At 36.0% G+C, this 23190-nt stretch carries 13 protein-coding genes and 1 pseudogene; 1 reads left to right on the forward strand and 13 read right to left on the reverse strand.

Annotated elements, in window-relative coordinates; translation table 11 throughout:
- Positions 1-46 precede the first annotated feature (46 nt).
- The 13 genes and pseudogenes from ACRD64_RS00685 to ACRD64_RS00745 form a co-directional block, all read right to left on the reverse strand.
- The gene (locus ACRD64_RS00685) at positions 47-2191 is read right to left on the reverse strand and encodes a right-handed parallel beta-helix repeat-containing protein (RefSeq protein ID WP_430931220.1); all 2145 of its coding nucleotides are present in this window, start codon (positions 2189-2191) and stop codon (positions 47-49) included.
- 23 nt (positions 2192-2214) lie between these two features.
- Positions 2215-3663, reverse strand: coding sequence for an alpha-L-fucosidase (locus tag ACRD64_RS00690; protein ID WP_430931221.1), 1449 nt, complete (start codon positions 3661-3663; stop codon positions 2215-2217).
- Entirely contained in the window at positions 3663-5051 is a 1389-nt protein-coding gene (locus tag ACRD64_RS00695) for a sulfatase family protein (RefSeq protein WP_430931222.1), read from the reverse strand. Before ACRD64_RS00695 ends, ACRD64_RS00690 begins: the two co-directional genes overlap by 1 nt.
- A complete protein-coding gene (locus tag ACRD64_RS00700) occupies positions 5035-6519 on the reverse strand; it encodes a sulfatase family protein (protein WP_430931223.1) in 1485 nt (494 codons plus the stop codon). The genes ACRD64_RS00695 and ACRD64_RS00700 overlap by 17 nt, the downstream gene beginning before the upstream one ends.
- 12 nt (positions 6520-6531) lie before the next feature.
- Positions 6532-7626 (reverse strand): alpha/beta hydrolase fold domain-containing protein, encoded by a 1095-nt coding sequence (locus tag ACRD64_RS00705; protein ID WP_430931224.1) that lies wholly within the window; start codon positions 7624-7626, stop codon positions 6532-6534.
- Positions 7627-7631: 5 nt separating this feature from the next.
- Entirely contained in the window at positions 7632-9440 is a 1809-nt protein-coding gene (locus ACRD64_RS00710) for an arylsulfatase (protein WP_430931225.1), read from the reverse strand.
- 8 nt (positions 9441-9448) lie between these two features.
- Complete coding sequence (locus tag ACRD64_RS00715) at positions 9449-11248, reverse strand: alpha-L-fucosidase (RefSeq protein WP_430931226.1); 1800 nt, start codon at positions 11246-11248, stop codon at positions 9449-9451.
- Positions 11249-11484: 236 nt separating this feature from the next.
- Positions 11485-13026, reverse strand: coding sequence for a RagB/SusD family nutrient uptake outer membrane protein (locus ACRD64_RS00720; protein WP_430931227.1), 1542 nt, complete (start codon positions 13024-13026; stop codon positions 11485-11487).
- Between the two features lie 34 nt (positions 13027-13060).
- Positions 13061-16033: a SusC/RagA family TonB-linked outer membrane protein gene (locus tag ACRD64_RS00725; protein WP_430931228.1), complete on the reverse strand. Its 2973-nt coding sequence runs from the start codon at positions 16031-16033 to the stop codon at positions 13061-13063.
- A gap of 637 nt (positions 16034-16670) precedes the next feature.
- Complete coding sequence (locus ACRD64_RS00730) at positions 16671-20432, reverse strand: two-component regulator propeller domain-containing protein (protein WP_430931254.1); 3762 nt, start codon at positions 20430-20432, stop codon at positions 16671-16673.
- A gap of 63 nt (positions 20433-20495) precedes the next feature.
- Positions 20496-20819, reverse strand: a pseudogene (locus ACRD64_RS00735) (two-component regulator propeller domain-containing protein); the annotation flags it as partial.
- Between the two features lie 658 nt (positions 20820-21477).
- Positions 21478-21828: a hypothetical protein gene (locus tag ACRD64_RS00740; RefSeq protein WP_430931229.1), complete on the reverse strand. Its 351-nt coding sequence runs from the start codon at positions 21826-21828 to the stop codon at positions 21478-21480.
- Between the two features lie 24 nt (positions 21829-21852).
- Complete coding sequence (locus tag ACRD64_RS00745; protein WP_430931230.1) at positions 21853-22692, reverse strand: hypothetical protein; 840 nt, start codon at positions 22690-22692, stop codon at positions 21853-21855.
- Positions 22693-23038: 346 nt separating this feature from the next.
- Here ACRD64_RS00745 and ACRD64_RS00750 point away from each other — a divergent pair, with 346 nt between their 5' ends.
- Entirely contained in the window at positions 23039-23179 is a 141-nt protein-coding gene (locus ACRD64_RS00750; protein ID WP_430931231.1) for a hypothetical protein, read from the forward strand.
- Positions 23180-23190 lie beyond the last annotated feature (11 nt).

Here is a 23190-nt window from a genome sequence, read left to right on the forward strand (position 1 = left end):
AGGCTTTCAGGTACATAACTATTATTTCGGTTGACATCAAGTACTTTTAGGGTTTAGTACGCAATCCCATTTTAGACATATCGAATGGAACAATACCCATCTTCAATGCAGGAGAATCTGGTTTTAAACTAAAATCCCCATTTTCAGGATCAACGAACATTGGGTCTACAGCTTTACTATTTTTGTCAACCCCATTTTTTTGATTTTTTTCTAAAAGAGCTTGACCTTTAGTATGATTAGCTTTGCAGAAATAGATATTATAATCAGTATCTGCATCCATTACGCGCGCAAGCGATCGTCCACGACGATCCTCACTACTTCCTGCTTTACCTGGAGGTAACTCATCTATAAAACGACATGTATCAGATGAAGAATATAAGATATTTCGCTTGATGGATGCTCCGGTTAAAGGACCTTCTCTTACAGAAAGATAGTAACCTCGTGGCGGTGCAATTATATCGACTACAATATTGTTTTCTACTTTATTATCTAGCTTGGTAAGTATCCCTTGCGATGTACATTTATACAGTAAGTTTTCGGCAATTAGTGTTCCCGTTTGCCCTCCATCTGTACGAATTGCTGCTTGCATAATTGTTTTACCTACCATATGATGTATGTAGTTACGTCGAATAATATTACCCTCACCAGAACCACGAATATAAATGGCATTACCATCTCCCAACCTTAACATTGAGTGATGAATCTCGTTATATTCAATTATATTATTACGCGAATGCAAATAAGGAAGTGCAAACTCTCGGCTAACTTCTTTAGGTAAGTCAGGTAGTTCGTTTAATCGAAGCGTTCTGGCTAATTCTCGTCCCTTCTTTTTGAAAAAATGCGACATACAACCAGATACAATTAAGCCCGTATAATCGGTATGATGAATTAAGTTGTTATATACATGGTTATCGCCACTCTGCCAAAGAAAGATTCCTGGCGAATGCCAATACACTTCACCTACGTGATGAATATTATTGTTGTATACAATATTCTGTTTGTTTACATCCTTTGTGCCTGGACCATAGCCACAAAGTAAAATACCGCTTCCACCGAGATGCTCAATATGATTGCTTGATATATTATTTCCTATGCCATGTAAATCAACCCGGATAGCACCACTTCCACTGTGTAAAAAGTGACACTTTTCGATGACACAATTCTCAGTACCTCGCAAACGAAGCATAGCATTATCTTTATCTAACATATCCCAATCGTGCTGCAAACCTTTATCATCCGCAGTTAATTGATAACGTTTAGCATGTTTGAATGTTAAGCCGCTAAAATGTAAATTACGGACAGGCACATCGGTAGATCCATCAAAATCAATTTTACCTTCTACACGAACCAATTCATTTAATGTTGGAGCAATAACAGGAGAATCATTTCGTGGCCAAAGGTAAACTTTACCTTCTTTTGTATTCAATACCCACTCACCAGGTTCATCCAACTCTTCTAATACATTTTCGAGCCAACAATTTTTTTCGTCTTTTAAAAAATGTAAGGAATTCATGGCATAAGTTGCATCCAAAGATGTCGTTGCCATTCTTGTTTCTTCACTTACTGATTCTAGTGGCAGCATATTTACAATCCAGGCATGGTGCGGACGTACTTTTATTTCTACATCCGAAATATTTGACCAGTTCTTTATGAATCCATCAGGATAGTGAAGTTTGTTTCTTCCATTCTTTCCTATCCCGGTAATGATTCCTTTTGATTGCGCACGAGGTAATAAACCATCTTCATCAAAAAGGGTAAAAAATTGTAAACCATTAGTATTAGCAACCATTATTTTTCCTTTTGCCACTTTTGGCAGTCCAGGTAATTCCGCTGTTACTTTTTTCCAAGCTGTAATTTCCTGTCCAGAACTAAAAACCGGAAGCTCATCTTTGTAGGCTTTATAGTGTATTGTTTGCGCACTATTTCCAGAATCTTCTAGACCAAAAACAACGGTTTCATTTAATTTATAATTTCCTCCACGAAACCAAACCGTGATGTCTCCTTTGGTAGAAGATTTTACTTTTCGAACCAACATTTTAGCACCTTCAAGGCTAGCTAAAGGCTGATCAATACTACCTGAATTGGCATCATTACCAGTAGGCGATACAAATATATTTACCTCATCTGACTGCGCACAAGAATAAAATAATATACCTATGACAGATAAAAATATTAAAACTAGCTTTTTCATTTTAATTCGTTTTATCTCAAATATTAAAGGCTTACTTTTAAAGAATAACCATTCGGATTTATTTTCTCACCACCAATGGTTACCTCTAATCCTTCGTTTGTTTGTTTCCACTTCAATTTTGTCTCACTACCTAATAACTGTAAGTTTTTTACTTCACCTACAGCATCTTTAGTTAAACTTTTAACCAATATTTTATCTTCGGGATATTCAAATGCAATCAAGTATAAGTTGTTGTCTTTTTGAGTGAACCAAAAATCTTCTGATGTAAATTCGGCTTTAAAACCTTCTGCAGCACGAGTGTGCGTTCCCGACATGTCCAGCTTTGTTGGCCCCTCGTGAGTAACTTCCCATTTGCGTGTATTATAAATAGCCTCACCATTTACTTTTAACCATTTACCAACTTCCAATAAATTATCTATTGATTCTTGAGGTACTTCACCTGACGCCTTTGGACCAATATTTAGCATGTAGTTTCCTCCTTTACTAACAATTTCGGTCAGCCAGAACAAAAGTTCCTTTACTGATTTCCAATCATCATCATACGATTTGTATCCCCATGAATTATTAGTGGTACCCACTGTTTGCCATGGTTTAGTAATAGATAAATGATCTTCAGGAATTTTATTATCCCCTGGAATATCGAAATCGCCCAAGTCATGACCTACTCTTGAATTAACCAGCATATTTGGTTGTAAATCATAGGCCAACTGATAAAAATTCATACTCTGCTCGGGAGTGATATAACGATCGTAATCGTACCACAGTGTGGTCATATCTGGGAATTTGGTTAAAATCTCTTTTACTTGCGGATAGGCTTTTGATTCTAAATATTCGGTAAAAGTATTTGGGCTAGGATCCCAAGAATTCATACCAGCCTTGCGCTTTGCTCTATCACTAATAGGTAAACCACTAGCTACTAGCTCTTCATAACCACAATCATTTCCATCCATCCAATCGATGTTATGCGAATAATACAAACCGAAATCAATTCCATACTTTTTACAGGCATCGTACAATTCCTGAACAATATCTTTTTGGTAAGGACTTGCATCCATAATATCGTATTCACTAACTTTGGAATCGTACATAGCAAAACCATCATGATGTTTCGATGTAATTACTAGATATTTCATGCCGGCATCATAGGCTAATTTAGCAATGGCATCTGCATCAAACTCTGTTGGATTAAATTCTTGGGCAAGCTGAGCATACTCGTTGCGCGGTATTTGCGCTCCATATTGAATCCATTCAGCTACTCGAGGTCCTCGTAGTTCTTCCATCTTTTTCCCTTTCCATGTACCGGCTGGAATAGAATATAGTCCCCAATGAATAAACATACCATACTTGGCATCATTAAATGCCTCTTTTGCGTTTGCTTTTGAGGCATTCATTTGCTCCCAGCTCTTTGTGTCCTTAGCCTGACAACTAAGTAAAAATGTGGCGAATAGGAATATAATTATCTTGTTCATCATTATTTTGCTTTTTTATTTTTTGCTTTAGATCTGACACTGGATAAACAGCTAGGTTTTGGCTCTGTAGGCAATGATTGTTTCCATTCTTCAATTAATTGAGAAAGCTCTTCTAATTTTTTAGGATTGCTGTCTGATAGATCATTCTTTTCGGCCCAATCGTCAGATAAGTTATATAACTCCTTTCTATCGCGACTAACATCCACCACTAATTTCCAATCACCGTATCTAACACCAAGTGTTGGCCAAGTAAATTCATTTTTCTCGCCACCTTTCCATTCCCAGAATATAGGTTTGGATCTTTCAAATTTTTCGCCTTTAAATGCTGATAAAACACTTTCTCCATCGAGTTTCCAATCTTTAGGAATATCAATTCCTGCCGCTTCATAAAATGTAGGTAATAAATCTACTGCTGTAATTACAGCGTTTTTATCTTCAACTCCCATTGGAACCATTTCTGGCCACCTAACAACAAATGGAACTCGAATTCCACCGGCAAATAAAGAACGTTTTTGGCCTTTTAATCCACCTGTTTCACCTACAGAATAGTATTTCCCAAGTCCAGGACCTTCTTTATGTATTTTATCGGCTACTGTACCTTCCCACTCAGGACCATTATCTGTTGAAAATACAACCAATGTATTCTTATCAATATCTAATTGTTTCAATAATGTTATAATTCTCCCCACAGCTTCATCGCCTTCAGCAATTATAGATGCATAAACTTGTTTCTGTTCATCTAAATTTCCAAATTCATCCATAAATTTCTCCAAGGGATAATGAGCAGTATGTGCTTCATGTAACCATAAGTTGATAAAAAATGGTTTGTCTTTATTCTTCTTAATGAATTCTTCGGCATAATCAACACCTACCGATCCATCTTTAGGTATTTCGTTGATTCGAGAGCCGTTAAAAGTAGCAAACTCATCGTAGCCATATTTATCTTCAGAAGGCCCATCGGGACTAGCGCCTAGATGCCATTTACCAAAATGGGCTGTTGTATATCCAGCTTTTTGAAATTCTCTAGGCATAGAAATACCATTTACATCCATCCAATCGGGCATACCTCTGTTGATATGAGCTTTAACTCCCTGAAAATGTTGATGTATACATTGGCGAGCAGGAAATTGTCCGGTCATCACTGCAACTCTACTTGGAGAGCATACAGGACTATTTACTGTGAAATTTGCAAAATCTACACCTTCGCTAACCATTTTATCGATATTTGGTGTTTTTACAAAAGTACTTCCGTGACAACTTAAATCGCCATATCCCCAATCATCAGCAAAAATAAAAATGATATTGGGTTGACTCTTCTTCTGAGCTTGTAGGTTTGCAACTATTAATGATATTGCAAAACAAATAGCTGTAATTTTAATGATTTGATTCATTAGTCTTTTTGCTTTTAGTGAATTTTTTCTGCTCCCATGGTATTGATCGATCAAACAATGTTACATATTGCTGATAATTATTATAGCTAACGGCCTCTTTTTTCCAATGCTTTAATATTGAATCGTATTTTTTTCGCATGTCCTTGAGAGCGTATTCTGATTCTGGATCTTTAGACAGATTATTCATTTCCAAAACATCGCTTTCGAGATTATATAATTCTTCAGTTGGAGTTATCTCATCATCTCCATACCACCAATACGTATATTTCCAATCCTTTGTAATACATGACAAACTCTGTGTTGGAACCACTCCCCATGTATTTATAAAAGCCAAATATTCGTGAATATTCTGATTTGGGTTATCTAAAAGTGGCGCTAAACTCTTACCATCCATATTTTCAGGAATAGAAAGTCCTGCTAAATCAAGTATTGTAGGAGCAAAATCAATATTTCCAGTTAAGGCAGCACAGCGAAGTTTTTTACCTGCTGTTTTGCTTCGAGGATCAAAAATCATTAATGGAGCATGTGATGATTCCTCCATTGGAAGAACTTTTGATCCGTACCCATGAGATCCGCATATATAGCCATTGTCGCTTGTGTAAATAATTACTGTATTATCGGCTATTCCTTGTTTTTCCAACTCTCCCATTATCATTCCAACCGCAACATCTATCCCATAAATAAGCTGATAATATTTTGCCATAACTTCATCATAATTTGTATCATACTTCCAACCATGAAATCGAGCATATTGCCTGCCCTGCTTACTTTGTTTAGACATGTGTTCTCCTGCTTCTCGACCAAAATTCGCTGGTTTGGTGAAGGTCTTTCCTGCATAAACATCGTCAAATTTAGGATCAGGCTGCACTGGGCGGTGAGGTGCCTTGAAACTTATAGACAAACAAAAAGGTTTATCTTGTTTTACTGCCTCGCGAATTACATCCTGGCCAAAGGCACCATACGACAATGTCGAATGCGGAAACTTGTCAGCATACTTAGCCATTGAGGGATTGTTTTTGGTTGGGTAATTTGTTTGACCAGGGCCACCTCCCCACATATCAAAATCATCTGCACATAAACCCAGTTCATCAACTTCAAAACCAAGTTTTCCAGCAAAGGCAGTAAAGTACCCAGCTTCGCGAAGCAAAACAGGATATGACTTTTCCCAAACTTCGGGTTTCATGTTACCATGATCGAAATTAGTACCTGTTTTAAACTCGTACATACCGGTAAAAACATTGGCTCTACTCGCCATACATATGGATGTAGTATTGTAATGCTTCATAAAAATGGCACCTTGATTTCCAATCTTATCCATATTTGGCGTAGACACTTCGGTATTACCGTAGCATCCAACAGATAAAAGATTTTGATCGTCAGCCATCAGATAAATAATATTGGGTTTTTGGCCAATACTTTCTGACACTATTAATGTACACAGGCCTATTATAAAAAGTAAGTGTTTCATATGACAATGATGTTATTTATATTTTATGAAAAAATCTACTGTTTTTTGTATGATCGCATCCGTTGATGGATCTATTTCTCCATCTACATTTCGCCAATTGTGTCCTGCATTCTTTGCAATAAATATTTCAACATTGGCATTAATCTCATCAGCTCTTTTTTTCATATGGTAAGCGTGAGATACTGGAATTGTAGTGTCATCTTCGGCCGCCATCATATACAATGGAGGACTATGTTGGTTTAAATAAAAGATAGAACTCATCTCCTTAAAACAGGTATCTTTTAATGATGGATCTGATTCTTTTCTGAGTATTCTTCCACGAAATCTATCCGGTTTTTTTGTTGGATCGTTTGTTTCAAACAGTTCAGTTTTTGTAAAGTCGCATGGTCCATACCACGATACACCTGCTTTTACTTTGTATTTATACTGATACAATTCGCTATCCCCTTCGAAATTAGAGGCATCTGCTAATGTTATCATTTGCGCCAATTGTCCACCAGCAGAATCTCCTAATACATAAACACTATTGGTATTTAATTTAAGCGTGCTATGGTGTTTTGATAGATAACGTATGGCATCCATAGCATCTATAACACAATCTCTCATTACAACCGATTTATATTTTGTAAGTCGATAATTGACAGAAGCTACAGCAAACCCCTGTTCTACTAACTTTGAGAATGTTTCGTTTACATACTTTTTAGTTATATTTTCTTTACTCCCATTAAACCAACCTCCTCCATGTACATAAACCATAACAGGGAATGTTTTATTTTTGGTTTTACCAGGAGGGTAATAAATATCTAAATATAAATCTTCCTCAGGAGTTGATTTATACTTAATATTTAAGTTCTTTTCACCAGAAGTATTTAAATATGGGATTTCAACAGCTGAGTATTCCTCAAGAGAAACAACATCATCTCCATTTGAATCGAATTTTTTAAATGTCTCCCAACGATTTTTTACTTCTTTTTGTTCTAGGACGTTATCACCATCTTTATCTAAACGCATAAACTCCCTTTGTGCATATACCAACTGATAAGGTTCTTGCCCATAAGCAGAGTATAAAAACGATAAGAGAAGTATATAAATAAAGTATAATTTCATGGTGTTTAGTTTAATTTCTCAACATAAACATAAAATGCGTTTGTTAAGGTTCCATCTTCCATTTCGAACCATCCAGTCAAGTCTTTTTCGCCTTTTTCTGTTTCAATTTCAAAGGATGTTGCTTTTTCAGTATTATCAACTGCAACGGAATACTCTTTCTCTCCAATCTTTAAAAATGCTTTTTTAAATTTAAAGGCAATACCTTTACTTCTGGCATTGGTATATGCTGTTTCTTTTACAGCATCGTTAGCTTCACTTTCTAATGTAAGACCACTCTCTTCTGGCCAGCGGCTAAGGCTGATTTTGTAATGACCTTCCTGCGTAAAATTCACTAAAAAATTTGCCGGTTGCAGGGCAGCTCCTTTACGTATCATTTCCTGATTCCAGTTAGGAAACTGACCCGTAGAATGAATATCCATACATGTAAGCACATCAACTGAATCAAGGCCTAAATCAATGACAGTGAATTTTGATTCCTTTATTACATCGTCCCACCACGTGTTGTAGAAATTATTCATTTCAACTACTCGTTCGGGATGTTGAGCTGCCACATTATTTTGTTGACCAGGATCGTTTTTAACATTATATAGTTCACTCCCGTTTACTAAACGCCATGAGCCATCCATCACACTACTTTGTTTTCCTTTCTCAGGCCATGGAACACGCTGAGTATCCGTGACAAGCATTCTTTGCTTTATCTTTTCACCGTTTTTTAAACAGTTGCTAACATCTATTCCATCAAGTACTTTTTCTGAAGTAAATTTAATGCCTGCTAGCGAAGTTAAAGTAGGCAACAGATCAACATGAGCAACAAGTTCATTTAATTTTTTACCTCCGGATAAACTTCCATTCGGCCATCTTATCATAAATGGTACTCTATGACCTCCATCGTATTCACTTGCCTTTGTTCCTCGCATTCCGGCATTATAACCGTGTATTTCCCCAGTTTCCTTATCTATTTTATAACCATTGGAGGTTCCATTGTCGGTAGTGAAAATAAGGATTGTATTATCTGCAATTTTCAATTCGTCCAATTTTGCATGCAGTTTCGAGAAATTATCATCAATATTGGTAATCATCCCATAAAAGCGTTTTTGGCTCTCTAAAATCGTATTTTCATTTTTATAAATATTGTAATACTCTTCCGGAACATTATATGGGGAATGAGGAGCATTTAAGCTTAAATAGCAAAAAAATGGTTGATCTTTTTTGTTTTCAATATATTTAATGGCTTCATCAAACCACACATCGGTGCAATAACCTTTAACTTTCTCTGGCACTCCATTTCTAAAGTAGGTGTCGTCGAAATAATTGTTGTTCCAATAATCGGGAGTCTGACCAACTCCACCACCTTTAAGGAAAAAAGCATCTTCAAAACCTTTGTCGTTTGGAAGAGAGGGATGATTATCACCCAGGTGCCACTTACCAAACATTCCGGTTTTATACCCATTTTGTTGAAATACATTGGCCATCGTTACTTCATCACCATTTAAAGAAGATGCGCCCATAATGGTATGCCATGCACCATTGCGGTTACAATTACGCCCGGTTAGTAAACCTGCTCGAGTAGGCGTACAGGTGGTTCCTACATGATAGTTGGTAAGATTGATGGCCTCTTTTGAAAATGCATCAATAGCCCGTGTTTTAATAATCGGATTTCCCGTATGTCCTAAATCCCCATAACCCTGATCATCTGTCATAATTAGGATTACATTGGGTTTACTTACTGATTTTTGTAGACTTTTAGAAGTACAGCCATTAAATAGAAATAATGCTATGGCAGATATAATATAAATTGATTTGAGTATATTCATTTTTATAACTATTGAATTGGTTTTATGACAATCGACTTTAAACTGGAAGTTTCTGAGCTACCTTCTACAAGAGATACTGTGATGGTATGTTTACCTGCTGTTTTAAACTCGATAATGCCCATTGAATAGCATTGGTATACTTCAGTAGCTGCCTGCTGGTTTTGCACAATTACACCTTCATCCGTTTCAGTTTTCCAAACCAAACGATCCTCTCCTTTATAATTCAAATCTAAATAGTAATAACCTGGTTTCTGAACATTAACTGTCCACACCGCTTTACCATTTTCTACCCAATGAGCTACCTGAGTTGTTCTTTTCCATTCACCAAATTTTTCCATCCAACGAATCGATTCTTGCTTCGCCCCGGATACTTTAGAAAATTCGGTTAATAGTTCAGTTTTAATGTTAGGATAGATACCAAATAATGTGTCCGCTTTTGCTTTTTTAGCTTCTGTATCTAATTTTAATTCAATCACTGACACAGGTGAGTCTGTAGGCGCACCAGGAACATCAATTACAACCCAGTCATTGTGTTTACTAAAATTAATAGCCTTTGATTTATCATCTCCATTAAGTAAATGTGCAGAAACAATTTTACTTTTCATTCCAGGCAAATATAGTTTTCCATCTTGTGGCCAGTCAAAAACAGAAAGGAATAGTGAATTTCCTTTGGTGGTTACATCACCCCATGCTTGCGCATGTCCCCATGGAGAACTACCTGCATTGTAAATGACCTGAGGATATCTACTAATCCATTTTCCGGCTTCAATAAGGAACTTTTCGCCGATATCTGGTACTTTTCCTGTTCCATCAGGTCCAATATTGAACAGGTAAGTGCCTCCACGTCCAACCGTTGAAATCAGTCGATGTAATATTTCTTTAGGTCCTTTAAAATTGTTATCATACCAAGCGTACGACCACGAATCATTATTGGTATCACAGCTTTCCCATAAAATATCTAAATTACGCGATGGCACTTCCATGTCACCATGCGTTACATAATCTCCTAATCCAAACCCAATTCGGCTACATAACATGGCTTCGGGTTGAAGCTCCCTTACTAAATCAGCCAATTCAACTACAAGTTCTTTTTTCATGCCACCCGGTGTATCAAACCAAATAAAATCAATTTTGCCATAATTGGAGCATATTTCCTTTACCTGAGGCTTACACTTTCTGTAAAAATAGTCATCGAAAGTAGCTGGTGTTCCATCAGCATTTGTTGTTGGACCGCTGGTTCCTCCAGGAGCTGTCCAATCCTGATTGTGTGAATAATAAAATCCAAAACCTAATCCTATTTCATGGCAGGCATCGGAAAGTTCTTTCATAGGGTCACGTCCAAAAGGACTCGCATCAACGATATTAAAATCGTCGACTTTTGAATCGAACATTGCAAACCCTTCGTGGTGTTTACTGGTAATAATAATGTATTTCATTCCGGCATTTTTAGCCAGCTGAGCGATAGCCTTGGCATTAAATTCCGAAGGATTAAATTCGTCAGCAATCTTTTTGTACTCTTCAGGTGGAATTCCTGCTACTCTTGGACTCATGATCCATTCGCCAATGCCATAATAGGTTTTTCCATTCCACTTGCCTCCTAAATGCGAAAACAAGCCCCAGTGAATAAACATTCCGAAATTACTTTCATCGAACAATTTTCCACGACCCGACTTTAAAGCATCAACAGCAACGGTGGCTTCACCCCACATTTCATCCATACTTTCATTCTTCTCTTTGCCACTACGGTTCTGCGCCTGCAGTATACTTACACAGCAAATCAGTATTATAAATGCAACTATCTTTTTCATTTTAAAATAAGTAAGTTTGTCAATCAATCATTGAAACCCGATACTGTCATCAATAATTGGCTACAATGATGATTCATTGATAATTACCAACCATAATTCATTCAGCTTTGAGAACAAAGGGAAGAAAAAAAGCGCATAAGAAAATCACACGCTTTTAATCTAACTTAATCATCATCTATGTCAGGCATTTTTCAATGCTTACATTTATTTTTTCAGTATTTTATTCCAACATCCATTTAATCAACCCATAAAGGATTTTGAACCAATGCCCCGCCAATAGCTTCACTTTGTAATATTTCGGCAAGTGGTATTGGATATTGTGTGTACCTCCCAGTAGGAGCATTTGTAATAATATCCGCCTCGGCTTGCGCACGAGCTATAGACTCGTTAGTAGCCCCTGCAGCCGTTTCGGCAGCCGGCAACCCAAGGATGGTAGAATCTAATATTCCCCAACGAATAAGATCTCTTTTTCTGCCCCAATAACCTTCTCCAACCAACTCCCAAGCACGTTCATTGCGAATGTCTTCAATTGTTATAGAAGTATATAACGGTAAGCTTGTTCTTAATCTTACTGCGTTGATGGCATCAAGTGCGGCTTGTGAAGATCCATCAATCATAAACTCAGCTTCAGCAAGTAATAAATAGGCATCGGCCAATAAAAATATGCGGGAAGGTTGACTTGAATTATTTTTAGCTTCTTCTTCCTTAAATAAAGGATCACTTACAGGTACTGGTCCAGCCATTAGTTTTGGCACATAGGTCCAAGCGAACTGAGTAGGTACTGTATTTCCTTCTAATGTATAATTATCCCACACATTATAAATTTTTCTTGCATCATTATCATCATAAGTTTTAGCAAAACTCTTTCTTAAGGTAACGGCTGCTGATCCATTGGTGACACCTACTTCTGCAAAAGATTTCTTTGCTTTTGCATCACCAGCAAAATTAGGACGTGCTACAGTATTAATAGTACTTAATATATCTTGCAAGTATTGCTTGCCAAAAATAATCTCTGAATGAACTTCATTGCCTTCTCTGTACTTATCTGCATAATCACTATGTAATTTATGCGGAGAATTAGTAGTCACTTCAATAAGTTCAGTACGAGCTTCAGTCCATTCTTTCAGCCAAATATGAGCATGCGCTTTTAACATACGTGCAGCCCAAACTGTAGGCCTTCCATCATTATCACCCCAAGTATCCGTCGATAAAAATCCAGATTTAATAGCTTGATCTAAATCAGCAATCATGTCTGAAATAATTTCAGTACCATCTGTTGTCCCGTATAAGGAAACTGCTTCAATATTAGTTAACTCTTCTATTATATATGGAACATCTCCATAAGTGGTAGCAAGGTTTATATATTGAAATGCTCTAAAGAAAAGAGCCTGAGCTGTTACCATTCCTTTTACTTCATCAGATAAAGACGACCTTTCAATACTGGCCAAGGCTAAATTAGCATCCCGAATAACTGTATATTGACTATTCCAATTAAGTCGACTATTATTGGTATCGTAATCGTAAGCACCAAACTTGTGTGCGGCCGCTAAACTAATTCTACCTGAAACCCCTAAATCGGTTCCTAAAAAGAAAAGAAACCCTGCACTTTCTACTTCCTCATTTAGCTTATTTAAGGCTAAAATGGCCTCAGACTCATTTTTGAAGAATGTATCGGGGGTTAATAACCCTCTTGCATCTTCATCTAAATAATCATTACAACTGATGAAAATACCCATTAAGGCAATCATCAAAACTTTGGTTATATATTTATTTTTCATTTTTAATGTTTTAAAGTTAAAATTAGGATTAGAATTAGAAGCTAACATCAATTCCAATAAGAATCGACCTACTTTGTGGGTATGCTATGGCATCAAAACCCCGTTGTAATTTGCCAGTAGCACCTGTGTTTGCATCGGGATCAAAACCTACATAATCTTTGGATTTAACTAAGAATAAGTTGTTACCCGTAAAACTAACTCTAATTTTATCAATCCCTTTAATCAAACGATTTGGTAAATTATACCCCAATTGTAAGGTGCTTAATCTTAAATAACTTGCATCCTGTACATATAAACTACTAGAGAGGTCATAATTAGAACTGTTAAATGCAGGGTACTTCGCATTGGTAGTATTATTTACAGAGTACATACCCTCACGGATGGAAGCAATGCTATTAACTGCTATTTCATTTACTCGAAAAAATTCTTCACTATAGTTTTCATTGCCCACACTAAAGGTTAAGAATGCCCCCAAATCGAAATTTTTATATTTAACATTGGTTTGCAGCCCTCCAAAAAAATCAGGATTGGCATTTCCTATAATTTGATCATCGTAATCTCCACTATATACACCATCAGGCACTCCATCTGGACCACTTATGTCTTCAAAAATAGCATCTCCTGTCTCAGGGTCAAAGCCTAAATATTTAGCTCCCCAAAATACTCCAACAGGCTGACCAACAATCAATCTACTACTTTCATCACTAGCTGGAGCAGTTAGATTCTTAACAGAAAGAAAACTGCTCTGTCCTAAATCCAATATTTTATTTTTAAATGTAGAGATATTCAGGGATGCATCCCATTGTAAATCATCTGTTAGAAGTATTATACCTTTTAAGTTAAAATCAATACCCTTGTTCTCAACTTCACCAATATTTGTTAGTATTGTTTCATAACCTGTAAAATCAAGTGAGTTCTCATTCAATAATAAGTCTGATGTTCTTTTATAGTAAACATCAATCTCCCCAGAAAGTCTTCTGTTAAATAAAGAAAATTCAAGACCCGCATCATATTGATCTGTAATTTCCCATCCAAGATCTGGTTTTGCAATCTGTCCTTGAGTTACACCAGGAACTGCTACTCCGTCTACAAGAATTGTATTGTTATCAATGCTATAGTTTGCGATTGTAACAAATGGACTTACTCCAGAATTTCCGGTCCTACCATAATTCACCCTTAATTTAAGGTCACTAATAACATCTACATTTTTCAAAAAAGATTCTTTCTTTATTTTCCATGCAAAAGATGCAGACGGAAAGTTCTCATACTTATGATTAATTCCTAAACTTGACTTACCGTCCCTTCTAAGCGATGCATTGAAGACATATTTGTCTTTATAGATGTAGCCTACTCTACCAAAAACACCAAGCTGATGAGTTTCACTATAACCAGAGGTTATTGCTACACTTTCTGCAGGTGCTAGCTGAATGGCATTTACACCTACACCATCACTTGGTATATCGGCAGCGGATATCTGAACACTTTCGCTATTCTGAGTTTGGAACGAAGCCCCTGCTAAAATATTTATGGAATGGTCGCCAAACGTTTCAGAATAATTAAGGGTGTTTTCGTTTAAGTATTCTTCATTATTAGATCTGTTAATTACAGCCTTAGACAATTGGTTATCATTCATAATATAACTAGGATTTGTCGAAGGTGTAAAACGGTGACGTTTATTGTAAACAAAGTCTCCTCCAAAAGTAGATTTCCAAATTAGCTTATTATTAAAGAGACCTGCTTGAACATACGTATTGACAAAAATTTTATCCAAAACGGTATTATCATCATTTAATAACGCATCTGCTAACGCATGGTCCGTTAGGCTCCCAAGAATAGGATTAGTACCTATATAATAATTTCCATCTTCATCATAAACCGGTTTTGATGGATCTTCTCTAAGCAACTGTGTAAAACCTACAGTATTATTTTCTTTGTCAGTTCTTGAAAGAGATAAATTAACACCCGACTTAAAAATATTTGATAACTTAAAATCAATGTTAGAACGTAAACTGTACCTATTAAAACCAGATCCTTTTACAATACCCTCTTGGGTAAGATAGCCTCCAGAAACATAATATTTTACAGCTTCACTACCTCCAGTGACAGACATCTGATAATCTGATATAACAGCTGGCCTTATCAACTCTTTTTGCCAATTGGTGTTGGTTTCCGGAAGATCATTAAGATCAAAAGGCAAATTGTCTTGGTCTGGAGAAATATCGTTATACCATGATGCTAATTCATAAGTTGATTGAACATCAATCTCATCTGGTAAAGTTTGAATACCTGTAGAAGCCCTAAGGTTTACAACAGGCTTACCTACTTTTCCTTTTTTTGTTGTAATGATGATTACACCATTTGTTCCCCTAGCACCGTATATTGCAGTTGAAGATGCATCTTTTAATACTTGCATGGATTCAATATCATTAGGATTCAATGAAGATATATTATCGGCTCCTACAAACCCATCAATTACATATAAAGGGGAATTACCTCCTGTAATTGAGTTACCTCCGCGTATTATTATTTCTGGCGCACCACCTGGTTCCCCGCTGGAAGAAGTGACTTGAACACCCGCAGCTCTTCCTTGAAGAGCATTTTGTGGGTTAGCCGCTGGTGCTAAAAAGGCCTTTTTAGTATCTACTGTTGATACTGAACCTGTCAAATCTTTTTTACTGACAGTTCCATAACCGATAACCACCACTTCATCCAGCCCAACTAAATCTGAAGTTAAAGTTACATCAATAACTGTTTGTCCATTTACTAGTACTTCGGTGGAGGTATAACCTATAAATGAAAAAACCAATGTGCTTTTGTCAGTTACATTTAATAATTCGTAATTACCATCAACATCACTAATTGTACCTATTGAAGTACCCTTAACAAGTACTGTACCCCCGGGAATAGGCTCGCCCGTAGAGTCGATTATTCTACCGGTAATGTTTCGCTCTTGGGCAGAAACAGCAACGACCATTAATATTAGAATAAAAGTTAAGATTTTTTTCATAAGATTTAATTTTATAGAGAATTAATATTTATAGCACAAGACTACATTTATGATTTTGTATTGCTAATTTAATTGAAAGTATTTTAACGCTATTTCTCAAAAAATAAAATTACTTGCTCTATTCCAACATAGGAATAGAGAAAGGCTTAGTTGTTGAATATCAGCACACATAAGAGTATTATTGCTCAGATCAATCATAATTAATTAAATGTATTTTCTTTATAATATTCGATCGAAACAGTATATATAGACATCTGTTTCATTGATAGAATGGTATTATTTGGACTTCTTATACTATCAATAAGCTACAATCAGATTATATGGTAGAAAATATAAATAGAAGTATTCCAATTATTTTTTCAGATTCAATCAAGGAATATTTAACGACAGAAATTACTTTTTGAGTATCAGTGTATATATTTTAACTCAATTCAATTGGTTAAACCCGTATAATGCGTTAGGGTTTTAGACCAAATTGCAACTTATTTATAAACAGTTTCTAATGTATTGTGTTAAAAACTGTGTAACCAATAAGGTTTAACACAAACTACAGTATTACTCTAATATTCAATGCTTTTTGAAAGTATTCATTTTCTAACGCATAGATTGGGTTAAAAGAGATGCAATAATTAAAGATCTAACTATTTTTTTGGAATTCAGAAGGAGAAACCCCGTGCAATTTCTTGAATGAAGTAGAGAAATATGATGGTGATTCCATTCCAATCTCATACATCACTTCTACAGCGTTTAAACTTTTGTTCGTTTTTAATAATTCGGCAGCCTTTTGTAATCTGAAGTTTCGCAAATAAGAATTCGGCACTTGTCCTGTTAACTGTTTTAATCTTCTGTATAGATGGGCAGAACTCATCCCAGCTGATTTTGCTAATTCTTCAACTCCAAAAGTTGAATCGGACATGTTCTTTTCAATTGAAGTAATAATGCTCTGCAAGAAACGACGATCTCTTTCCGGCATTCCAAGATCTTCTTCAGGTATAACACGACTTTTTGAAAAATATTCAATTATCCGTTGCTTATTTTCAATGAGTCTCTTTACACGAATCTCCAAATGTTTTATTGAAAATGGTTTTCGTATAAAATCATCAGCTCCTAATTCTAGTCCTTCCATCATCTTGGTATCATCATCAAGCGCAGTAAGCAAAATAACTGGGATATGGCAGGTTTCGGGATCTGATTTTAATTTTTCACAAAACTCAAAACCATTTAGTTTTGGCATCATCACGTCAGCAATCACCAATAGTGGTTGACATTCGCTTAGTTTTTTCAATCCGTCTTCTCCATCAACTGCCAAGGTAACTTTATAAGTCTCGCTAAATGCTTCCTGTAAGAATGAACGAACATCTTGTTCATCATCAACTATCAAGACGGAAGGAAGTGAATTATCAACAACTCTTTCTTGAGAATTGCCCAACTCAGATGGCAACCAATCCGTAGCAATTTTCCTTTTGGGGGTTAAATCCTCAATAACATCTGCTTTTACCGCAACATCACATGGCAACTCAATTTTAAAAACAGTTTTCTTGCCAGGGGTACTCTCTACTAAAATATTACCCTTCATAAGTTCAATAAGCGATTTGCACAAAGCCAGACCAATTCCAGTACCGCTCCAACTACCACGATCATCAACACCGCGATAAAAGCGATCAAAAATCTTATCAATTTTTTCTTTCTGAATACCTATACCATTATCGCTCACTTCTAAGTACAGTATTTCCTTCCCATTAACTTCACGAAAACCTGCTTCAATGCTCACTTCTCCATTTTGCTTTGTATATTTAACTGCATTTGAAAACAGATTTAACAATATGCGTTCGGTATTATCAATATCTATTGTAATGAGACGGTTAGGCTCATTTACCTTATAATAAAAGTTAATGTTTGACCGTTTTGAATTTTCCTCAAAAGCCTCCATCAAAGGATAAATAAAACTTCCCAGTGTTGTTTCTGAATACTTTAATTCAAGATGACCTGTTTCTGCTTTCCTGTATGATATTAGCTGATCAATTAGTCGTTGAAGTCTTGAGATATTATTTTGAATTATTGAAAAGTACTTTTGGTTATCCTTGCGTTTGTGTTTTTCTTCAATTTTCTCCAGTGGCCCAATAATTAACGATAATGGTGTTTTGAAATCATGTGTAATATTGGTAAAAAATCGCAATTTAGCCTGATCCATTTCATGTATTCGTTCTTTGTCTAACTGCTCAAAATTCAATTTCTGTTTGAGTTTTTCTAAATTAATCAGATATCTAAACACCACATATATTAGCAACAATATTATTGTACCCCAGATAGCCAAACTCCACCAACGCATATACCAGGGAGCTAGTATTCTGACAAATAGCTCCCCAGATTTCTCGGTCCAAATACCATCACAATTGGCTCCTTTATATAAAAATCGGTAGGTACCAGCATTTAAATTCGTATAGGTTGCAGTCGCTTTTCCTCCATCTACTTCAATCCAATCTTTGTTAACACCTTCCAAAATATACGATATCGTATTTTTCTGTGGAGCCGAATAATGCTGAACAACAATATCTAACGAAATATTTCTATTGTGATGATCTAATATCAATTTTTTGGTATTGGAAATTGAATTATCAAGGAGAATTTTATTGTGATATTTTTTACCCGCAATAATAAGTTGATCATTTATTTTTAACCTTGAAATTAAAACCTTAGGTGATATCTTGTTTTTTGTTATTTGTTCAGGATTAAAAACAGTTAATCCATTTAAGCCTCCCATCAACATCATCCCTTTTTCTGTTTTATAACAAGATGCCTGTCGGAAATTATAATTCAAAATTCCATCGTTAACATCAAAAACCTCAAATTTTTCAACTAGGGGATCAAAACAACATATCCCCATATCGGTGCTCATCCAAAGTTTTCCATCAGCATCTTCTAAAATTCCATAAATCACTTCATCGGGAAGGCCATCTTTCTCATGGTAAGTTTTTATCTTCTCCGGTTCTCCAGCAGGGTTTAACTGAATTTTCATTAAGCCACCACCAAAAGATCCTACCCAAATATTTCTATTGCGGCTTTTATGAATACAAAATATTTGGTTATGACTGAGCTGAAGGTTTTCATTAGCGCTATTGGTATTCAGGTGATCTTTTAAAACAAACTCATTATCTTGTTTTTGAATACGAAAAATACCATTCTGCGATCCAAACCATAAATTGCCCAGTCCATCTTCTTTAAAATCATTCACAGAATTGCCTTTTTCTATGTCAAACAAAGCAGAATTTACAGGGATAGGTTCATTACTAATTATCCATCTCCAGGGATCATCGAGCAAAAAAACCTGACGTCCCCCTATTATAATTTTGTTTGGACTAACATGTGTAATGACCCTGTTACCTATAGGTGAGAATATCTGACCACTAGTTTTTACTAAGACCTGACTAAGCCTTTCCTTTTTATCATCAAAAAAATACAAACCTTCCTGAGTACCAATCCACCAATACCCTTTAAAGTCCTGATATAGCTTTACAACTATTTTGTTTTTTAAAACGTCAAGTTGATGTTCGAGTCTTTTAAATTTTAGTTTATGCCCTCCACTTATATCTTCTTCATTTGTTGTACGGCATATCACATCATCAAAAAACGAAATCCAGATATGCCCCGCTTTATCTTCTACTATATTAGTAATTAAATTGCTTGATAGAGATTGACTATCATATGGATTATGGGAATAATTTTGAAATGATTTTTGATATTTATCTAGTTTATTTAACCCTCCTTGAGCAGTACCAATCCAAATTACTCCAAATTCATCTTCATAAAAACAGTTGATGCGGTTACTGGTTAATCCAAAAATGTGTTTTGAATCAAATTCGTACGAAATAAAATTCTCGCTTTTACTATCATATTTTAGTATTCCATCGTGTTTTGTTCCAATCCACAAATTCTTCTCCTTATCGGAAAATAAAGTCAGAACATCAATTGAATTAACATGTTCTTGAATAGTTGAGTAAAAAAAACGACGTATTGTAGTGAGCCTGGTTTCTTCAAGCAAGGCCTGATATAATCCATTTTCTGTACCTATCCAAACGGTATTATCTCTTTTAATTATTTTGTTTATGCCATTTCCCTCATAATCAAATAAAAGCTTTTGAACAGCATAGGTAAAAGCTTTAGTTCCGCTATAAGTAACTTTATATATGGCTGAAGGTGTATTTAATAACAACACTGAATCTTCGAGAAACTCAATATCTAAAATCTCTCCACCGCCCAATTCTTCCTTAAGATTAATTCTTACATCAGGATTTTGTGTTTCCAATGCTAGGGTTTTTGTATTAAAAACATGTATACTTGAGCCTTTACCTACCCAAATTTTTTTCTGAGCATCTTCCTTTATAAACGCAACATTTTTCACATCGTAATTAATCGGAATAAATTGCTCTTTATCAACAAGGTAAATACAAAGCCCCTGATCTGTTCCAATCCAAAGTTTTCCCTCGGAATCATTCAGTAGATTTTTAATTTTGTTACCTGGGATAGATGCGGAATTACGAGAATCGTGGTAAAAATATTCAAAGGAATAACCATCGTACCGAACCAATCCATTAGGTGTGGCAATCCATAAGTAACCGAGTTTATCGGATACAATTGCAGAGATAGTATTCTGGAAGAAACCCTGTTCGTTTAAAAACTTTTCTATTCGTTTATTTCCTGATATTACATTGTTGGACAAAACACTGTTTATTCCAACATAGAGAAGTATTACAATTAGAAAGCTCTTTTTCTTCATTTTGCCTTTCATAAAGTTGAGAATGTGCAAAAAAGCAATTTTGAGCTTTAGACATATCAACAGACTCAACTTTTGCTTAAATATATCGCTTAAATATAGCACTATTCATTTAATGTATAACAACTGCTTTATAAGGTACATCTTGATCCTATATGATGCTTTAAAATTTACAATACTACCGCTTAGTAATTATACTCCCCATTAGCAGCCAGCGCTCCATATTTGGCTGATTGATGTTGCAGCCAAGCTACACAACATTCAATAGCGCGATAAATACTATATTTTACACCCTTAGCTATTGTTCGGTAAAAACTATTCTTTGATTGATATATGTAGCTTTGTCTCAGACCGTCGGACATTCAAGATAACTCCGTATGTTTCATCAATAAAATAAGCAGCCAATTCTACCCATGCTGTTCTCAAGGAATTTTATTTTATATAACGATGCAAAACAATAATACCTATCCAATAATAATTACTTAGTATTTGATATCCATATAATTAACTATCGTTATCTTTTTGTATGTATATCCAAAAAAATTGTCAAAGAACAGGTTAAACCTCAATAATCTCCATTCATAAAGTTGTAAATCTCTTTGTCAAAAATTTCAGATAAAATTCTTTTATTGGATTTCAGTGAACATATAGGTGACAATACTTCGTTAAACTTTTAAGCGGCAATAGTTCCGTAATGTAATAGTTCCCTTGCCTTCTTTTTATTTTTAGGCAAGTGTGGGTTAATACCGAACTTGTCAAAAAACAAATTCAACTGTAAGGCATTGTGGTTTATTGTTTTGATGTCTGTCATCGAAAATGATTTTCTAAGCTCTTTGGGTATGCTCAACCAGTGGGCGACCTTGGCAAGGTTAATGGCTGTCAGCGAAGCGTTAAAGTGAAAATCCAATTTGTTTCTGCTTCTGGCTTGACAATCATTTAAGCCTGTATGCTGTTTTCCGTCCCGGTAAAGAAACTCGATTTGGAAACGGCTTTGATAAAACTTCAGGATATCGGAAGCAGCCATATTGATATCTGTTGAGAAATAAAGTTAATAAACCTGCTTGCCCTTTTCGTTGCAATAAAAAGCATGCACAACCTTTATGCTGCGTTTTAAGGATATGGAATATACAATGGCACTATGGATTACAGCCCGCTGGTCTTTTGACACAAGCTCAAAGTGTCTCAAGTCGATATTGCTGTTATCGACTTTCCCGTCATATTTTTTGGGTCTTCCACGCTTGCCCGTTGGCTCACCCTGATGCAGGTACCGCAAATGGGCATCGTCCCTTAGCCTGCTAATTAAGTGCATATCGGCATTTGTTACCTGGTCAACAAACGTACGTTTTGCAAACCATGCATCGGCCACCAGGTATGAAGATAGCCCAAGCAGCTGTGTTTTGCGCCTGGTAATAATATCGGCATACCAGTCCGAAAGCGACTGTTCTTTACCGGCCATCGTCTGGACAGCCTCTAAATGAAAGGCCGTATGGTTGTCAATGTCAATTGCGGCCAAACCTCCAATTTCAAGCCCCCATTTGGCACGATTGGCGCACCCGGACCAAAAATAGCCGGCACCAGGTGTGTGTTTGCCTGATTTGCTAATATATGAAGGATCAAAAGCAATGACATACCGGCCGCTTCCGTGAGAAAGCGTTAATTCTTTGTTGAAAGTTAGAAAGTCGAATGGTTTTTCAAATTGTTGTCGGTATCTTTGCTCCTTATGCTTACCAAAGCGCCCCAACTGCAGAAAGTTAAAGCGCCCTTTTATGCATAAAAATAGGATAAGGGTCTCTGTTACAAACTCTTTCCTCCAATTGTTGATATTTGGCATTTTTGATAACACGCTCTCTATGTGTGTTTTATAAATATTATTTCCCTTGATAGTCATCCTTAATGATGTTGTCAGAATTCACCATTAAGATACTGATTATCAAGGGTTTAAACAAGTAAATTAGCTACTTACTTTGCTGATATTCAGCATTTTATACGATACTTTAACGAACTGTTGTAGAGGTAAAGTACTACGTTTCCCACGGCGGCAAAAGCCCTTGTGCTTCCGATAAAGCTATAGCGACACGAGGACGGTGAGCTGCACGGATGGCTACAACTCTATAACTTGAAACCTCTACGCTCTCCTTTAGCCGGAGAGGCTTTTACATTTTTTTCTGCAGCCAAAAAAGTAAACAAAAAAGTCCGCCGACTGCACCACTCGCTTACCCAATAATGTCTCGACGATGGGACAGAAAGAACTTGCTGCGCTCAAACAGCTTTCTGTCCTTTCATCGTTTTCAACAAGTGGATTCCAAGCTGCGTTGCTGATGTCGCAGTCCGTACTTGGAGGATACCGTAAAGATGCTCGCCTGCAAAAAAAATAATTCAAATTATC

Source organism: Saccharicrinis sp. 156, assembly GCF_050589685.1.
GTDB lineage: Bacteria > Bacteroidota > Bacteroidia > Bacteroidales > Marinilabiliaceae > Saccharicrinis.